The 16,502-nt window shown below is 69.0% G+C and carries 13 protein-coding genes; 7 read left to right on the top strand and 6 right to left on the bottom strand.

Annotated elements, in window-relative coordinates; all coding sequences use genetic code 11:
- A partial coding sequence (locus tag AC2VOK_RS00570; protein WP_428898736.1) for an MMPL/RND family transporter occupies positions 1 to 3,032 on the top strand: 3,032 nt, incomplete at its 5' end.
- Between the two features lie 2 nt (positions 3,033 to 3,034).
- Here AC2VOK_RS00570 and AC2VOK_RS00565 read toward each other — a convergent pair.
- Positions 3,035 to 4,135: a PE-PPE domain-containing protein gene (locus AC2VOK_RS00565; RefSeq protein ID WP_428898735.1), complete on the bottom strand. Its 1,101-nt coding sequence runs from the start codon at positions 4,133 to 4,135 to the stop codon at positions 3,035 to 3,037.
- Between the two features lie 11 nt (positions 4,136 to 4,146).
- On the bottom strand, positions 4,147 to 4,821 hold the full coding sequence (locus tag AC2VOK_RS00560; protein WP_428898734.1) for a GAP family protein: 675 nt from the start codon (positions 4,819 to 4,821) through the stop codon (positions 4,147 to 4,149).
- A 112-nt stretch (positions 4,822 to 4,933) separates the two neighbouring features.
- Between AC2VOK_RS00560 and AC2VOK_RS00555 the strand changes: the two genes are divergently transcribed.
- Positions 4,934 to 6,364, top strand: a complete 1,431-nt coding sequence (locus AC2VOK_RS00555) for a condensation domain-containing protein (protein ID WP_428898733.1) — start codon at positions 4,934 to 4,936, stop codon at positions 6,362 to 6,364.
- Here the strand turns inward: AC2VOK_RS00555 and AC2VOK_RS00550 are convergent.
- Entirely contained in the window at positions 6,348 to 6,692 is a 345-nt protein-coding gene (locus tag AC2VOK_RS00550; RefSeq protein ID WP_428898732.1) for a hypothetical protein, read from the bottom strand. The two genes, AC2VOK_RS00555 and AC2VOK_RS00550, sit on opposite strands and share 17 nt — an antisense overlap.
- A complete protein-coding gene (locus AC2VOK_RS00545) occupies positions 6,689 to 8,239 on the bottom strand; it encodes a Rieske 2Fe-2S domain-containing protein (protein ID WP_428898731.1) in 1,551 nt (516 codons plus the stop codon). Before AC2VOK_RS00545 ends, AC2VOK_RS00550 begins: the two co-directional genes overlap by 4 nt.
- A gap of 173 nt (positions 8,240 to 8,412) precedes the next feature.
- Here AC2VOK_RS00545 and AC2VOK_RS00540 point away from each other — a divergent pair, with 173 nt between their 5' ends.
- The 3 genes from AC2VOK_RS00540 (at position 8,413) to AC2VOK_RS00530 (ending at position 10,880) form a co-directional block, all read left to right on the top strand.
- Positions 8,413 to 9,174, top strand: a complete 762-nt coding sequence (locus AC2VOK_RS00540) for a lysophospholipid acyltransferase family protein (protein WP_428898737.1) — start codon at positions 8,413 to 8,415, stop codon at positions 9,172 to 9,174.
- Positions 9,175 to 9,199: 25 nt separating this feature from the next.
- Entirely contained in the window at positions 9,200 to 9,985 is a 786-nt protein-coding gene (locus AC2VOK_RS00535) for a lysophospholipid acyltransferase family protein (RefSeq protein ID WP_428898730.1), read from the top strand.
- 79 nt (positions 9,986 to 10,064) lie between these two features.
- Entirely contained in the window at positions 10,065 to 10,880 is an 816-nt protein-coding gene (locus AC2VOK_RS00530) for an HAD family hydrolase (protein ID WP_428898729.1), read from the top strand.
- Positions 10,881 to 10,883: 3 nt separating this feature from the next.
- Here the strand turns inward: AC2VOK_RS00530 and AC2VOK_RS00525 are convergent, their stop codons facing one another.
- Together AC2VOK_RS00525 and AC2VOK_RS00520 are read right to left on the bottom strand one after the other, a co-directional pair.
- On the bottom strand, positions 10,884 to 12,566 hold the full coding sequence (locus tag AC2VOK_RS00525; protein WP_428898728.1) for an N-acetylmuramoyl-L-alanine amidase: 1,683 nt from the start codon (positions 12,564 to 12,566) through the stop codon (positions 10,884 to 10,886).
- A gap of 135 nt (positions 12,567 to 12,701) precedes the next feature.
- The gene (locus AC2VOK_RS00520) at positions 12,702 to 13,637 is read right to left on the bottom strand and encodes a PirG (RefSeq protein WP_428898727.1); all 936 of its coding nucleotides are present in this window, start codon (positions 13,635 to 13,637) and stop codon (positions 12,702 to 12,704) included.
- A 212-nt stretch (positions 13,638 to 13,849) separates the two neighbouring features.
- Between AC2VOK_RS00520 and glf the strand changes: the two genes are divergently transcribed.
- Together glf and AC2VOK_RS00510 are read left to right on the top strand one after the other, a co-directional pair.
- Complete coding sequence (glf, locus tag AC2VOK_RS00515; protein WP_428898726.1) at positions 13,850 to 15,055, top strand: UDP-galactopyranose mutase; 1,206 nt, start codon at positions 13,850 to 13,852, stop codon at positions 15,053 to 15,055.
- Positions 15,052 to 16,502, top strand: a 1,451-nt coding sequence (locus AC2VOK_RS00510) for a glycosyltransferase (protein WP_428898725.1), incomplete at its 3' end; no start/stop codon positions are given. The genes glf and AC2VOK_RS00510, both read left to right, overlap by 4 nt.

Genomic DNA, 16,502 nt, shown 5'->3' with positions numbered 1-16,502 from the left:
TGGACATCCTGCCGCAGTACGCGCCGTCGTCCGTCGCGAACGAACGCATGACGGCGGCATTCGCAGAAGCCGGGTCCGACAGCCTGGCGGTGGTGGTGCTGGTCGATCCCAAGGGGCTGAGCCCGGCCGACGAAGCCGTCTACCGCAACCTGGTCGGCACGCTGCGCCGCGACACCCGCGATGTCGTGACGGTGCAGGACTTCCTGGCGACGCCGCCGCTGCGCGATGTCCTGACCAGCAAGGACCACAAGGCCTGGATCCTGCCGGTCAGTCTTCCGGGCGAGTTGAGCTCGCGGGAGTCCAAACAGGCGTACGCGCGGGTCGCCGACATCGTCGGGCACGCCGTCGCCGGGTCGACGCTGCGCGCCGACCTGACCGGCCCCGCGGCCACCGTCGCCGATCTCAACCGCACCGGCCAGCGGGACAGGACCCGGATCGAGCTCGCGATCCCGCTGTTGTTGTTCGTCATCCTGCTGGTCATCTATCGCAACCCGGTCACCATGCTGTTGCCGCTGCTGACGATCGGCCTGTCCGTCCTCGTCGCGCAGCGCGTGGTGGCCGGAATCGGGACGCTGGGATTGGGCGTCGCCAACCAGACCGTCATCTTCATGAGCGGAATGATGGTGGGCGCGGGGACCGACTACGCCGTGTTCCTCGTCAGCCGTTATCACGACTGTCTGCGGTGCGGAATGGAATCCGACCAGGCGGTGGTGCGGGCGCTGGCATCGATCGGCAAGGTGATCGCCGCCTCGGCGGCCACCGTCGCGGTCACGTTCCTGGCGATGATCTTCACCCGGCTCGGGATCCTGCGAACGGTCGGCCCGGTGCTGGGTGTGTCGATCGTGGTGGTGTTCCTGGCCGCGGTGACGTTGCTGCCGGCCCTGCTGGTGCTCACCGGGCGCCGTGGCTGGGTTGCGCCGCGCCGCGAGCTGACCCGGCGGCTGTGGCGTCGATCCGGGATTCACATCGTGCGGCGGCCCTGGGCGCATCTGCTGGCGAGTGCGGTGGTGCTGGTCATCCTGGCCGGCTGCGCGGGCATGGCCCACTACAACTTCGACGAGCGCAAGAGCCTGCCGCCCTGGGTCGCCAGCTCGCTCGGATACGCCACTCTGGACCGCCATTTCCCGCCCAACTTGATCGTCCCCGAATACCTGGTCATCACCTCGCCGCGCGACTTGCGCACACCGCGCAGCCTCGCCGACCTGGAGGAGGCGGCGCGACGGGTCAGCCAGGTTCCGGGTGTCGCGGCGGTGCGGGGCATCACGCGACCCATGGGCCGGTCGCTGCAGCAGGCCAGGGCGTCCTGGCAGGCCGGCGAAGTCGGCGAAAAGCTGCAGGACGGCGCCGAGCAGATCACCGGGCACGCCGGAGATCTCGACAAGCTGACCGACGGAGCCCATCTGATGGCGGCCAAGCTGGGCGATGTGCGGGACCAGGTGAACCGCGCCGTCGCCACGGCCGGCGGTCTCCTCGACGCGCTGTCCTACCTGGGCAGCGCCTTCGGCGGACACCGGACACTCGGGGAACTCGACGGAGCGGCGAAACTGGTCGGCAGCATGCGCAGACTCGGCGAAAGCATCGGTGCCGACGCTGATTTCGTGGCCGCCAACTCCGACTGGGCCGGCCCGGTACTGGGCGCACTCGACGGCAGCCCGATGTGCGACGCCGAGCCGGGCTGCGCCAAGGCGCGCACGCAATTGCGGCGTGTGGTCATCGCCCGCGACGACGGAACCCTGGGCAAGCTTTCGGAATTGGCGCGGGAGCTGCGGTCGACGCATGCCCTGCAGACCCTGGCGGCCACGGTGGCCGGCTTGCGCAAGGCGCTGAGCGCCGCCGTGGGCGCCCTGGGTGCGCTGGGGATGGGTGAGCCCGGTGGCGTGCGGGGCAAGGTCGGTTTCCTGCAGCAGGGCGCCACCTCGCTCGCCGACGGGAGCCGGCAACTGGCCGACGGGGTGCAGTCGCTGGTCGACCAGGTCAAGAAGATGGGCCTCGGGCTGGGCGAGGCGTCGGATTTCCTGCTGGGAATGAGGGACGAGGCGACCACGCCGGCGATGGCGGGGTTCTACATTCCGCCGCAGGTGTTGACGTACGCCCTCGGCGCGGGGGGCACGCCCGCCGAGATGCCACCCGGCGCGCGGGACCTGTTGGGTAACTTGAATGTCGACGAACTCAGAAAACTCGCCTCGGCCTTCGTCTCGCCCAGTGGGCACGCGGTACGGTACCTGATCCAGACGAACCTCGATCCGTTCGGCGCCGCCGCCGCGGACCAGGTCCGCGCGATCACGGCCGCTGCTCGGGGCGCCCAACCGAACACCACGCTGGCCGATGCCGCCGTCTCGGTGGTGGGTTTACCGGCGGTGCTCAAGGACATGCGCGACTATTCCGATCACGACGTCCGGCTCATCGTCGTCATGACCATCTGCATCGTGTTGCTGATCCTGATCCTGTTGCTGCGCGCGGTCGTCGCGCCGCTGTACCTGATCGGCTCGGTCATCCTGTCCTACATGGCGGCGCTGGGTGTCGGCGTCATCGTGTTCCAGTTCCTGCTCGGCCGCGAGTTGCACTGGAGCGTCCCCGGATTGACCTTCGTCGTGCTGGTCGCCGTGGGTGCCGACTACAACATGCTGCTCGTCTCCCGACTGCGTGACGAATCGGCTGCGGGCCTGCGCTCCGGGGTGATCCGCACGGTGGGCTCGACGGGAGGGGTGATCACCGCGGCCGGGCTGATCATGGCCGCCTCGATGTACGGCCTGCTGTTCGCCAGCCTCAGCAGCGTCGTCCAGGACGCCTTCGTCCTGGGCACCGGGCTGCTGCTGGACACCTTCCTGGTTCGCACCGTCACGGTGCCGGCCATCGCGGTGCTGGTGGGCGAGGCGAACTGGTGGCGCCCGTCGCTGCGCTGGCCGTTACGGCGTGATCGCCGGCGCACCCGTCCCACCGAGCGCACATCGCTGCTGCCCGAGGAACTGCGCATGCCGGCCGACGCCGAGGACCTGATCGGCTTCCGGATGGACCACGGCCTGCGCCTCTGAGGTCATTTACCCTTGGGCAGCAGGCGTCTGATCGTCCCCAGCGCGCCCTTGGCGCCCTTGAGCGCGCGGGCACCCCGCAGAGCGTTCGTCGCGGCCCTGGCGGCCCTGGCGGCGCTGAGGGCGGTGGTGGTGCCTGACACGGGAACGCTGACCGACGGGGCGACGGCGGGAGCGTGGCCGACTCCGGTGAGCAGGCGGACAGGGTTCCCGGGCGCTGCCGGCCCCGGGGCGTAGGCCCGGTCGATCATGGGCCGCAGCACCGCGTCGAGCGTGCCCGCCGCCTCGGGCGGCAGACCGGCCATGTCCACCAGTGCCCGCACCAGCGGTAGCCGGGCGCTGCGGATGAAGTAGGTCGTCGTGGTGGCGCCCAGGCTGTTGGTCGTCGTCGTGACGTCCCACGGCGCCACGCGGGCGGGGTCGGAGAACGCGGTGGCGCTGTGGCCGTAGTACCCGCCCGCGGCGACCGCGTTGAGATCGGCGAGCAGGTTCCCCACATGGTGGGGCGGGTCGGAGAAGATGTCGTACTGGCCGACGACGTTGACCGTGTCGTACTGGCTTTCCACCGGTGCCGGAACGGTGTAGTCGAGCACGGGGATGTGGGTTCCCGGCTTGAACGCACGGGAGAGCAGGTTGTCGGGGTCACCGGCTTTGATGAACGTCAGCCGGTCCGGCGGCGGCGCATTCGGGTCGTTGGCGAGCCTTGCCTGTTCCCGGTCGAGCGCCAGTGCGCCCTGCGACAGCCCGGCCACCGAGATGGGCCCGCCGGTGCCGCGGATGGCCGCGTCCAGGTTGGCGGCTCCGGTGGCCACCGAACTGCCGACGGTCGGCGACTGCAAGCCGGTCACCGGCCAGAAGCTGCCGGGATAGGCAATGACGCGCCGGGTGGCATCGGGACTGTAATAGTTCGCGCCGATCTCGGGCCGGGTCGCGGGATCGAAGTGGTACAGCGACCTCAGTGGCTGGTACGGGGACGGCGCGGTGCCGGGCACGATCAAGGCGGTGTCGGCGGAGGCGACGCCGTCGTCCACCGGCCCCGCCCACGCCAGCAGCCCCACCGCCACGGCCCCGCCCAGCAATCTGTTCACCGAATCCGCTGATGCCACTGCGCCGGTCCTCAGAGCCTGCTCAATCCGAGCGTGAGCATGAGGCAGCCGCCCGCTCCCACCATGAAACCGGCGCCGCGTTGCGTCCGGGCGCGCAGCCAGTCCCTCAGTTCGGCTGCGGCGGCGCGCGTCCTGTGCGGCGCCACCACGTAGCTGATCAGCGGGATCTCGGCCATCGCGAACGCCACGGCGTTGAATGCGAGCAGCGCTTCGGCCCGCACCGCGGGTACGGCACCGGAGGCGAGGATTGCCGCCATGGCCCCCAGGTAGTTCGCCGACGGCAGCGCGGCTCCCAGCCCGGCGACCGCGGCGACACACAGCGAATCGCCGTGCAGAAGCCGCCGCGGGATCGCCGAGAGCCGCCCGACACCGCGGATCGTCGTCCCCGGCGGAACCCGGCGAAACAACCTGGCCGAGGCGCCGGTGATCAGCGTCGCGGCGACGAGCAGCGCGATCAGCCCGGTCGAGATCTGCACCCCGGCAATGGTCAGGTGCCCCGCCAACGGGGTGGCGCCGATCAGGAACAGCAGGACCAGGCCCACACCCACGCCCATTGTCACACCGCCGCAGAGGAATACCCACAGTTGCAGCATCGGGCGTCGCCGGTTCAGCATGAGGACCACCAGGCCGATGCGTATCGGTTCGAGCACCACCGAGAGCCCCAACAAGAGCACGGTCGGCCACATGGTGTCGAACCTACTGCACCCGCGCGGGCCTCGGGCGGAAACAATTCCCGAACCTGCGTCGCCGGGTAAGGTCGTTGTCTCGGGCCGGGTGCGGCGGCAGAACGGGGAGGTCGTGTTCGGTATAGCAACGCTGCGGGACTGGACTCCGGGGCCCGGACAGGTCGTCTGTTGGCACGCCTCGCCCGCGGCCAAAGACAGAGCCCGCCAGGCGCCGGTCAGCGCGGTGCCGCCCAGCTACCAGCAAGCCCAGAATCTGCGCCGTTACCGCGAACATGCGGCCCGGGGTCTCGATCTGTCGCGGCTGATGATCTTCACCTGGGACGTGGCCGGGCGGTGCGACGTGCGGGCGATGAACTTTGCCGTCAACGCGCACCTGCGGCGCCACGACACCTACCACAGCTGGTTCGACTGCGAGGATTCGGGTCGCATCGTGCGGCACACCGTCGCCGATCCCTCCGCCATCGAGCTGGTGCCGGTCGAGCATGCCGAGATGACGGCGGCGGACCTGCGCGACCACATCAGTGCGCCGCACCCGCTGCAGTGGGACTGCTTCGTGTTCGGAATCGTGCAGAGCGACCACCACTTCACCTTCTACGCGAGCATCGCTCACCTGTTGGTGGACCCGATGGTCATGGGTGTGCTGTTCACCGAGATCCATGCGATGTACGGCGCGTTGGTGGGCGGTGAGCTGCCCGTCGCGCTGCCTGATGCGGGCCGCTACGCCGATTACTGCCTGCGCCAGCAGCGCGACGCGTGCGCGTTGACCGGGGAGTCTGCCCGGGTCCGCGGGTGGATCCGGTTCGCCGCCGACAACGGCGGAACCCTTCCGTACTACCCGTTGCCGTTGGGCGACCTGTCGGTGCCCTACGCGGGCAAGCTGATCACGGAAACGCTGCTGGACGAAGAACGGTCGGAGCGGTTCGAGTCGGCCTGCGTCGCGGCCGGCGCGCGCTTCAGCGGCGGGGTCTTCGCCTGCGCCGCGCTGACGCAACGCGAGTTGACCGGTACCGCAGCGTTCTCCGTGGTCGTCACGACCGATACCCGCAGAACTGCAACAGAACTCGTGACGATGGGCTGGTTCACCGGGCTGGTCCCGGTGACCGTCCCCGCGGGCGCGACGACCTTCGCCGACGCCGCCCGCGCCGCGCAGGCATGCTTCGATTCAGGCGTGGAGTTGGCCACGGTACCGTTCGACCGCGTGGTGGAATTGGCGCCGCCCGCGATGGGGCTCACCAGGCCCCGGCCCGGCAACTTCGTGATGTCCTTCCTGGACGCGAGCATCGCGCCCCTGTCCGCGGTCGCCAATTCCGACCTGAATTTCCGGATCTACGACGAAGGCAGGATCTCCCATCAAGTCTCGATGTGGGTCAACCGTTTTGCGCATGAGACGACGGTGACGGTGCTGTTCCCGGACAATCCGGTCGCCCGCGAATCCATCGACCGGTACCTCTCGGCGATGAAATCGGTGTACGCGCGCGTCGCCGACGGCGGGCACCTCCGCAGTCTGGCCGGTGCGCGGCCGGCCGCTAACGGCGGCGACTGATCATCTCGTCGAGCAGCGCCAGGAACTCCTCCGGGCGCTCCGGGGTGCACGCCGGGCTGGGCCAGGTCCCCGGTATGTCCAGCGTGACCAGCAGCGACTTCAACGGCCGGTGGACGTCCAGGGGCAGCCAGCGGCGCAAGTCGGAGCTACCCCAGATGCGGAACCGCTGGACGAACAGGCCCAGTCGTTCGGCCTTGTATCCGCGGATGCTGTCCAGCGCGATCACCTTCGACGTGCCGGATGGAAAGTGGTAGCGGCGCAGCGTGATCGCCGCCCGGTCCAGCTGGATCAGGCCGTCGTCGTAGGTTTGGCCGCCGGCCCGGCTCACTCCCGCGAGCTCCGCAGCTGATGCCCCCCCGCGGTCAGGCAATGGCCGTCGGTCAAGCGCCATTGCCATCCGTGCAGGTTGCAGGTCAACGTATCACCTTCCACCACACCGAACTTGGAGAGGTCGGCCTTGAGGTGTGGGCAGCGGCGTTGAACCTGCCAGCCCTCCAAGGTGATCGACGCGGAGTCGTCGTGCTTTTCGGCGAACCATCCGTCGGCGTAGGCGACCCGTTCGTCGGTCAGGCACTTGAAGAACGTGTACAGGTATTCGTTGTAGCCGCCGATCCGCCATGCCGTGAAACGGGTGGACAAGAAGATGGTGTTGACCCAGTCCGGTTCGTCATCGCGCAGCACGGTGCGCACCAACTCGGGCGCAATCGTGAAGCCGTAGCGAACCGTTTCATCGGGAATCGGTTCGCGCACTGTGCGTTTGGGGAAGTCCAGGATCACCGTCTCGGGACCGATCACCAACTCGACCGGGGAGCCGATGCCGTCGCAGATCTCGTCGCTGGCTCCCATGATCGGCTCGAACAGTGCGCGCAGCTGCCCGAGCAGCGGCTCCCCGGCCGCCGGGGCCCAGCCTTCACGCTCCGCGGCGATGACGCCGGCCATCCGCTCGGCGTAGTCGGCGATGTAGTCCGCCTTGGCGGTGGTGAAGATCGCCTCGACCCGATCCTCGGGCAGCGGATGGCGCAGCGAGGTCAGCGTCGCGCCGGAGAACTCGGCGACCGACCCGGGGATCATCAGCAGCCCGCCGTCGTGCCCACCGATGCGCATCTGCTCCAGGAAGACCATCTGGTCGGGGAAGATGTTGGCCGGATCCGAGCCGTCGTCGTTGAGGTGACGTAGCTCGGGGTCCAGGAAGCACGGCGGACCTGCCGACGGCACCACCCAGCTCGCCCCTACCTGGGCGATGTACTGGCGCGCCCGGTCCATCTGGCGTTGCCGCTTCTGGATGCCGAAGGACTCCTTGGCCCGCGCGGGCATGTCGTAGACCATCGGATACCAGATCGCCCCGGAGTACTGCAGCATGTGCACGTCGACCTGGCCGAATTCGCTTGCCAGCACGTCCAAGTCGACCGGACGGGCGTCGTTCATGTTGAAAACCGTTGTGACGCCGTCGGAAACCGCCAACGCCGAGTCGCCGATCGGGCCGTCGGCAGGTGCCCGCAGAGCGATGATCATGACGTCGAGGTCGCCCTTGGGGCCGCTGACCCGGTGTTTGACGGCGTTGCCGGTCTCGAAGAACCGGTGAAAGCCCAGTTTTTCCAGCTCGTTTCGCAGGTCGGGCACCGGGAAGTCCGGCAGCAGGACCACCGCATTTTTGTTGACGTGCTCGCGCAGGTTCCGCGCGTCGAAATGGTCTTTGTGCAGGTGGGAGACGTAGAGGTAGTCGCAGTCGCCCAGTGTGTCCCAGTCCAGCGTGCTGTTGTCGGGGAACGGGAACCAGGACGCGAAGTAGGCCGGGTTGACCCACGGGTCGCACAGGATGCTGCCCGCGTGGGTCTGGATCAGAAATCCGGCGTGGCCGACGCTGGTGACCTGCACAAATCCCCCTCGTCTCCCCCTCGTCGATGGTTGAGGTTTCGCCTCGTCAGCCCCCGAGCTTAGCGCGCGGCGGAATCCTCGGCCCGCCACAATCGCCGGTAGTGGGCGAGGCGGCCCGCGTCGGGTTCGACGCCGTAGGCGGCGCGCGGCCGTGCGCACTAGGCTGGGAAGCTGTGGAACCGGCGTACTGGACTCTCATTCAGCTAGCCCGCTTGGTGTGGCGGGTGCAGGGACTGTCCATCACCGTCACGGGCCTGCAGAACCTGCCGGCCGCCGGTGGCGCCGTCGTGGCGATCAACCACACCAGCTACCTCGACTTCACGTTCGCGGGTTTGCCCGCCTACCGGCAGGGCCTGGGCCGCAAAGTGCGGTTCATGGCCAAGCAGGAGGTCTTCGACCACAAGGTCACCGGGCCGATCATGCGCCGCCTGCGGCACATCCCGGTGGACCGGCAGCACGGCGCCGCTTCCTACGAGTCCGCCGTGCGCAACCTCAAAGACGGCGAACTGGTCGGCGTCTATCCCGAGGCCACCATCAGCCGCAGCTTCGAGATCAAGGAATTCAAGACCGGGGCCGCGCGGATGGCGGTCGATGCCGGGGTGCCGATCGTCCCGGTCGTCGTCTGGGGAGCGCAGCGGATCTGGACCAAGGGCCATCCCAAGAAGCTGTGGCGACCCAAGGTGCCGATCACGGTGCTCGTCGGCGAACCGATCGAGCCGACACTGGGCGTTACGGAGCTCAACGCCCTGTTGCACTCGCGCATGCAGCACCTGCTGGAGCGGGCGCAGGAGGAATACGGACCCCACCCGGCCGGCGAGTTCTGGGTGCCGCGCCGGCTGGGCGGGGGCGCCCCGTCGCTGGCCGAGGCGGCCCGACTGGACGCCGAGGAAGCGGCGGCGAAGGCGCAGGACCGTTCGCCGGGCCAGGCGCGGTAAACGCGCGCGCAGGGGAAGGAGCGACATGGCCGAGCCGTTTTTTCGCTTCGCGGAGACGATCGTCCCGCCCGTCGTGGCGATGAACGGGACGAAGATCACCTACCAGGAGCTGGAGAACATCCCGGCGCGGGGTGGGGTGCTGATCGCGCTCAACCACACCAGCTACCTAGACTGGCTGCCCGCGTCGCTGGCCGCCCACCGGCGCAAGCGGCGCCTGCGCTTCATGATCAAGGCCGAGATGGCCGACGTGAAGGGGGTCGGCTACGTCGTCCGGCACGCCGGGCTGATCCCGGTGGACCGCCGCGACGGGCGCGACGCCTACGCGGTGGCCGTCCGGCGGCTGCGCGAGGGCGAGCTCGTCGGCGTGCACCCCGAGGCCACCATCAGCCGCAGCTACGAGCTGCGGGCCTTCAAGACCGGTGCGGCGCGGATGGCGCTGGAGGCGCAGGTGCCGATCGTCCCGCTGATCGTCTGGGGAGCCCACCGCATCTGGCCCAAGGATCATCGCAAAAAGTTGCTGCGCAACAAGATCCCCATCATCGTGGCGGCTGGGCGGCCGCTGCCGCCGGAAGGCAAACCCGAGCACCTCAACGCGGCGTTGCGGAGGGCGATGAACGCGCTGCTGTACCGGGTGCAGGAGGAATACCCGCATCCAGAGGGTGAATTCTGGGTGCCGCGCCGGATGGGCGGCGGTGCGCCGACCCAGGACGACTCCCGCGCGATGCGGGTGGCCGAACTGCTGCAACGGGCGCAGCAGTACGGGCACGACGGCGTGACGCCACCGGGGCGCGCGCAAGACGGAATCCACTGACGGCGGCCGGAAATCCTGTGATCCGACAATGACGCTGCCCCGACAATGACGCTGCCCCGACAATGACGCTGCCCCGACAATGACGCTGCCGGCGCTCGTCGCCTGTGACGTCGACGGCACCCTGTTCGACGACGACGACACCATCAGCCCCCGCACCCGCGCCGCGGTGCGCGCCGCCGTCGCCGGCGGCGCGCAGTTCGTCCTGGCCACCGGTCGCCCACCGCGCTGGATACGCCCGGTCGTCGACGAGCTCGGCTTCGCGCCGATGGCGGTGTGCGCCAACGGGGCGGTCATCTACGACCCCGGCAGCGACCGGGTGGTGTCGGCGCGCACACTCGATGTCGACACTCTGGCCGAGTTGGCCGAGCTGGCCGCCCGCGTGATCCCCGGTGCGGGTCTGGCGGTCGAGCGGATCGGCGAACGCGCCCACGACACGGCCACCCCGCAGTTCATCAGTTCGCCCGGCTACGAGCACGCGTGGCTCAATCCCGACAACACCGAGGTGGCGATCGAGGACCTGCTCAGCGCCCCGGCGATCAAGTTGCTGATCCGGCAGGCGGGTGCCCGCAGCGCGGACATGGCCGCCGCCCTGGCCAGACATGTCGGCATCGAAGGCGACATCACCTACTCCACCGACAACGGACTGGTCGAGATCATGCCGGTGGGGATCAGCAAGGCCACCGGTGTCGAGGAGATCGCCACGGCGTCGGAGATCGGTCGCGGTGAGGTGCTCGCATTCGGCGACATGCCCAATGACCTGCCCCTGCTGCTGTGGGCCGGCCATGGTGTGGCAATGGGCAACGCCCATCCCGAGGTGCTCGCCGCCGCCGACGAGATCACCGCGCCCAACAGTGACGACGGGGTGGCGCGGGTGCTGGAACGCTGGTGGCTCTGAGCGCTATACGGTCGGGTGGGTCGGCAGCGAGAAGTGTTCGGCGGGCACCTGAGGCCCGCTCGGGGCCTGGGTCGACGACGGCGTCGACAACGGGGTGGTGATGCCGTCGACGACCTCGGTGACGTCCCCGGTGAGGCGCTCGAAATTCAGGGTTCCGTGTTGGAAGTTCTGCGTGATCTGCAGGGGTTCTTGAATTTCCGCACTTGTCGGCAGCCCCAGCGGACCCCGCTCGTAGCTCAGGGATGCCCACGCGTTGTAGATCGCGCCGGTGACGGGCTGCGGTCCGGTCACCGGCGACCAGTACATCGCGCCCCGGGCGAACGTGGCGAAGCGGGCGTCGCCCGCGGCGTCGTCCTCGGGCGACGTCGGCGCCCCCAACGCACTCTTCATCCCGCCGATCTCCTGCCAGTGCTGGTAGATCGCACCGCCCTCGAGCGCCTTGATCAGCTCTTCCGGCGGATCGTTGACGTGCGATGCGATCTCGCGGATTTCGTCCATCAGCGCGTAGGCGGCATTGCCGGGGCAGTCGGTGTTGCCGACGTCGCGGTGGGTGAAGATGGTGGGCAGCTCGGCGACCGCGCCGGCCGGGAACGTGGTGTAGTGACTGCCCGCCGACTCGAGGGCGACCGTGCCCTTGGGGTCCACGCCGTCCAGGCCCAGGCGCCAGCCGAGCAGCCGGCCGACGGTGCGGAGCTGGATCGGCGTCGGGGGTACGTCGTCGAAATCCCCGATCATCGCCACGCCCCAGGTGTTGCGGTTGAATCCGCCGGTGTGAAAAGCCTCTACCGGTTTGGTGAGGCCCCCGGCGCTGCCCTCGAACACCTGGCCGTATTTGTCGACCAACGCGTTGTAGGCGATGTCGCACCAGCCCAGGGTTTTGCTGTGGTAGGTGTAGATGGCCTTGACGATCCCCGCCGATTCCAGGGGGGAATAGTCGTTGCTGCCGGCCGTGTGGTGGATGACCGCGGCGCGAATCCCGTCGTCGTACTGCGGGTTTCCACAGCGCAGGGCCTCGTCGGCGCCCCACTCGGATCGGCTGATGATGGCCGGCGCCTGACCCGGCATCAACACCCCCGACGGCGGCGTCCACTGATTCTTCGCCGGCGCCTGCGGTGGGGAGATGAGGATCGCGGAAATGTTCTGGGCGAAGCCTTGCTCCTTGGACGCCGGCTTGTAGCCCAGGCCGCGGTCCCGTGGCTGGTCCGGTGCCGCCGGAGCCTGGGTGACCGCCGCATCCATCGGGCGGGTGATGGCGATCTGGACCGTCGTGGTGGTGCCGACGAACACGGGCTCGGTGCTGCGGGGCCCCTCGGGCGCGGCGGCCGGTGGGGCCGACCCGGCGGCGCCGGCGCGGTAGGCGGGCGGGTCGTCGGGCGCGGCGGTTTCGTACTCGGTCTGGTACCACGGACCCCAGGTACCGTCGGGCCGCCTGGCGCGCACGCGGGTCGAGCTTTCTGCCAGGTCACCGGTGAGTGCGACCAGGGAGAAGGGCGTGTCCTGTGTGAGTTCACGGATGGTCACTCCGCCGCCCAGCCCGACCAGTGGCTGCTCGGCGAGCTGCGTCTGGGGGGCTGACGGCGGGGCCGGCGCGCGCTGGTCGGGGACCACGCCGGCCACCGACGCGACGATCACGACGGTCGCCGCGACAGCGGTGAGCAACATCGTGGGCGCGCGACGGGACGACACGGGGCCGATGTTACGTGTGGGTCGCATGTTATTTATGTGGCGACACGGCTTCGGGCGCAGGAACCCCGGATGTTCGACGGCACCGCAGAGCCACACAACTCTGCGGTGCCGTCAGGTGACAGGATTGGCGAGAATCTAGACGGGCGGCGCCGCCGCCGGGACGGCCGCGGCCGCGGCGGGCAGTGCGCCGGCCGCCGCGCCTGGTAGCGCACCCGCGGCGCCCGCCGCGCCGGGCAGCGCGCCGGCGACACCCGGCAAAGCTCCCGCCGCACCCGGTAAGGCGCCTGCGGCACCTGCCGCGCCGGGCAGGGCTGCGCCGCCTTGCTGGAGCTGCTGCTGGATCGCCGGCATCGCCATGCCCTTGATCAGGTCGATCGCCTGGCCTGCGCCGAGCTGGTTGGCGGCCTGCATCACGTCGTTGACGAGTCCGCCTCCGCCGCTGCTGCCGGCCGGCGTGCCGCCGCCCAGTGTGGAGGGGTCGCCGAGGATCGGGTAGGTCCCGTCGGTACCGGGGTCCAGGCCGACCGGCGCGCTGATCGGCACCTCGCCGGCGCCGCCGACGGGGCTCAGGCCCGGCGTGAGCCCAGCGGCCGGGCTGGTGCCGGGGGTGGTCAGGCCGCCGCCGGGCAGGCCCGGTGTCGCCGGCAATGCGGCGGCGGGCGCGAGCCCGGGAGCCGCGGGCGTCAGGCCCGGGTTGGTCAGCCCCGGACTGGTCAGCCCCGGACTGGTCAGCCCCGGACTGGTCAGGCCCGGAGTACCCAGGCCGGGCGTGCCCAGGCCGGGATTCGTCAACCCCGGGTTGGTCAGGCCGGGCGTGGCCCCGGCGCCTCCGGTCAGCGCGGGCACCGGAGGCATGTTGATCCCGAACTGCGAGAGCCCCTGCGACAGGGCACCCACCAGCTCGTTGGGCAGGTCGGTGATCATCGCCGCCTGCGTGAAGTCGTGGTGTTCGGGCGCCTTGCTGCCCGAAGTCGCCTCGTAGACCAGGAAGTATGCGCACGGACTCGCCACTGCCAGGGCGGCGACCGCGCTCATGGTTGTCGAAAGCTTGCGTCGGCGTCGGTTCGGCACGGAAGTCTCCTCAATCTAGCTTCAAACCAGCTATCTGTTTGTGTCGGCGCGTCCTGCCCGTCGAGTCCGGCATGACCCACACACAGTCGATGGTACGAGTGGGAATGGTGTGACTGGAGTGGTGATATTCAATCGTGAGCCAATCGCGACGTAGACCGAGCCGAACGCCGCTGGCTCGTCAAATGGGTTGGGCCCGCGCGGTCGGATACCCTATGCAACCGATGACCGCTCGATTCGACCTCCTCGTCGTGGGATCCGGGTTCTTCGGCCTGACTGTCGCCGAGCGCGTGGCTACCCAACTCGGAAAGCGCGTGCTCGTCGTGGAACGGCGCCCGCACCTCGGCGGCAACGCCTACTCCGAGGCCGAGCCGCAGACCGGGATCGAGGTGCACAAGTACGGCGCCCACCTGTTCCATACCTCCAACACCAGGGTCTGGGACTACGTGCGGCAGTTCACCGAGTTCACCGGCTATCAGCACCGCGTGTTCGCGATGCACGGCGGGCAGGCCTACCAGTTCCCGATGGGCCTGGGCCTGGTGTCGCAGTTCTTCGGCAAATACTTCACCCCGACCGAGGCGCGTCGGCTGATCGCCGAGCAGGCCGCCGAAATCGACCCCGCAGACGCGCGCAACCTGGAGGAGAAGGCGATCTCGCTGATCGGCCGGCCGCTCTATGAGGCGTTCGTCAAGGGCTACACCGCCAAGCAATGGCAGACCGATCCGAAGCAACTGCCGGCGGCCAACATCACCCGCCTGCCGGTGCGCTACACCTTCGACAACCGCTATTTCAGCGATACCTACGAAGGCCTGCCGGTGCACGGCTACACCGCGTGGCTGCAGAACATGGCCGCCGACGATCGCATCGAAGTTCGCCTCGACACCGACTGGTTCGACGTCCGCGACCGGCTGCGCGGCGACAGCCCGGACGCGCCGATCGTCTACACCGGCCCGCTGGACCGCTACTTCGACTATGCCGAAGGGCGCCTCGGCTGGCGCACGCTGGACTTCGAACTCGAAGTGCTCCGCGACTGCGGCGACTTCCAGGGCACGCCCGTGATGAACTACAACGACCTCGACGTCCCCTACACCCGCATCCACGAGTTCCGCCACTTCCACCCCGAGCGTGACTACCCCACGGACCAGACCGTCATCATGCGGGAATACTCGCGGTTCGCCGGGGACGACGACGAGCCCTACTACCCGATCAACACCGAGGCCGACCGAACCGTGCTGGCCGCCTACCGGGCCCGGGCCAAGTCCGAGACCGCGTCGTCGAAGGTGCTGTTCGGCGGCCGGCTGGGCACCTACCAATACCTGGACATGCATATGGCCATCGCCAGCGCGCTGAACATGTACGACAACCTCCTCGCGCCGCACCTTCGCGACGGCGCGCCGCTGAACGGAGAGACGGGCGTATGACCGCCGTGAGCCTGCTGGCCCGAATCATCCTGCCGCGCCCGGGTGAGCCCCTCGACGTGCGCAAGCTCTACCTCGAGGAGTCGACCACCAACGCGCGGCGCGCGCATGCCACCACCCGCACGTCACTGCAGATCGGCTCGGACAGCGAGGTGTCGTTCGCCACCTACTTCAACGCGTTCCCGGCCAGCTACTGGCGGCGCTGGACGATCTGCAGGTCGGTCGTGCTGCGGGTCGAGTTGACCGGAGCCGGGCGCGTCGACGTCTACCGGAGCAAGGCCACCGGGGCGCGGATCTTCGTCGAGGGCCGCCAGTTCGTCTGCGTCGACGACGAGCCGTGCGTGGTCGAGGTCGAGGTGGGGTTGCAGCCGTTCGAGGACGGCGGCTGGATCTGGTTCGACATCACCACCGACACCGCGGTCACTTTGCGGTCCGGCGGCTGGTACGCGGCCGAACCCGCCCCCGGCACGGCCAGCATCGCGGTCGGCATCCCGACGTTCAACCGGCCCGCCGACTGCGCCAATGCCCTGGCCGATCTCACCGCCGACCCGCTGGTCGACGAGGTCATCGGCGCGGTGATCGTGCCCGACCAGGGCGTGCGCAAGGTGCGCGACCATCCTGACTTCCCGGCGGCGGCGGCTCGGCTCGGCAATCGGCTGTCCCTCCACGACCAGCCCAACCTCGGCGGCTCCGGCGGCTACAGCCGCGTCATGTACGAAGCGCTCAAGAACACCGACTGCCAGCAGATCTTGTTCATGGACGACGACATCCGCCTCGAGCCCGACTCGATCCTGCGGGTGCTGGCGATGCAGCGGTTCGCCCGAACCCCGATGCTGATCGGCGGCCAGATGCTCAACCTGCAGGAGCCCTCCCACCTGCACATCATGGGTGAGGTGGTGAACCGGGCCAACTTCATGTGGACCGCGGCGCCGCACGCCGAGTACGACCACGACTTCGCCGAATACCCGCTCAACGCCAACGACGACCAGAGCAAGCTGCTGCACCGCCGCATCGACGTCGATTACAACGGCTGGTGGACGTGCATGATCCCGCGGCAGGTCGCCGAGGAACTCGGCCAGCCGTTGCCGCTGTTCATCAAGTGGGACGACGCCGACTACGGTCTGCGGGCCGCCGAACACGGCTACCCGACCGTCACGCTGCCCGGCGCCGCGATCTGGCACATGGCCTGGAGCGACAAGGACGACGCGATCGACTGGCAGGCGTACTTCCACCTTCGCAACCGGCTGGTGGTCGCGGCGATGCACTGGGACGGTCCAAGAACCCAAGTCTCCGGCCTGGTCCGCAGCCATCTCAAGGCGACGTTGAAACACCTTGCCTGCCTTGAATATTCGACGGTAGCCATCCAGAACAAGGCGATCGACGACTTCCTGGCCGGCCCCGAGCACATCTTCTCGATCCTGGAGTCGGCGCTGCCGGAGGTGCACCGCAT

The organism is Mycobacterium sp. TH-M116, assembly GCF_057473685.1.
This window is presented reverse-complemented; position numbering and strand designations above follow the sequence as displayed.

Coding starts and splice junctions, on each gene's coding strand:
- AC2VOK_RS00560 (WP_428898734.1), bottom strand. CDS start 4,821: ATGTGGCCGACCGTGCTCTTGTTGGGGCTCTCGGTGGTGCTCGAACCG.
- AC2VOK_RS00530 (WP_428898729.1), top strand. CDS start 10,065: ATGACGCTGCCGGCGCTCGTCGCCTGTGACGTCGACGGCACCCTGTTC.
- AC2VOK_RS00535 (WP_428898730.1), top strand. CDS start 9,200: ATGGCCGAGCCGTTTTTTCGCTTCGCGGAGACGATCGTCCCGCCCGTC.
- glf (WP_428898726.1), top strand. CDS start 13,850: ATGCAACCGATGACCGCTCGATTCGACCTCCTCGTCGTGGGATCCGGG.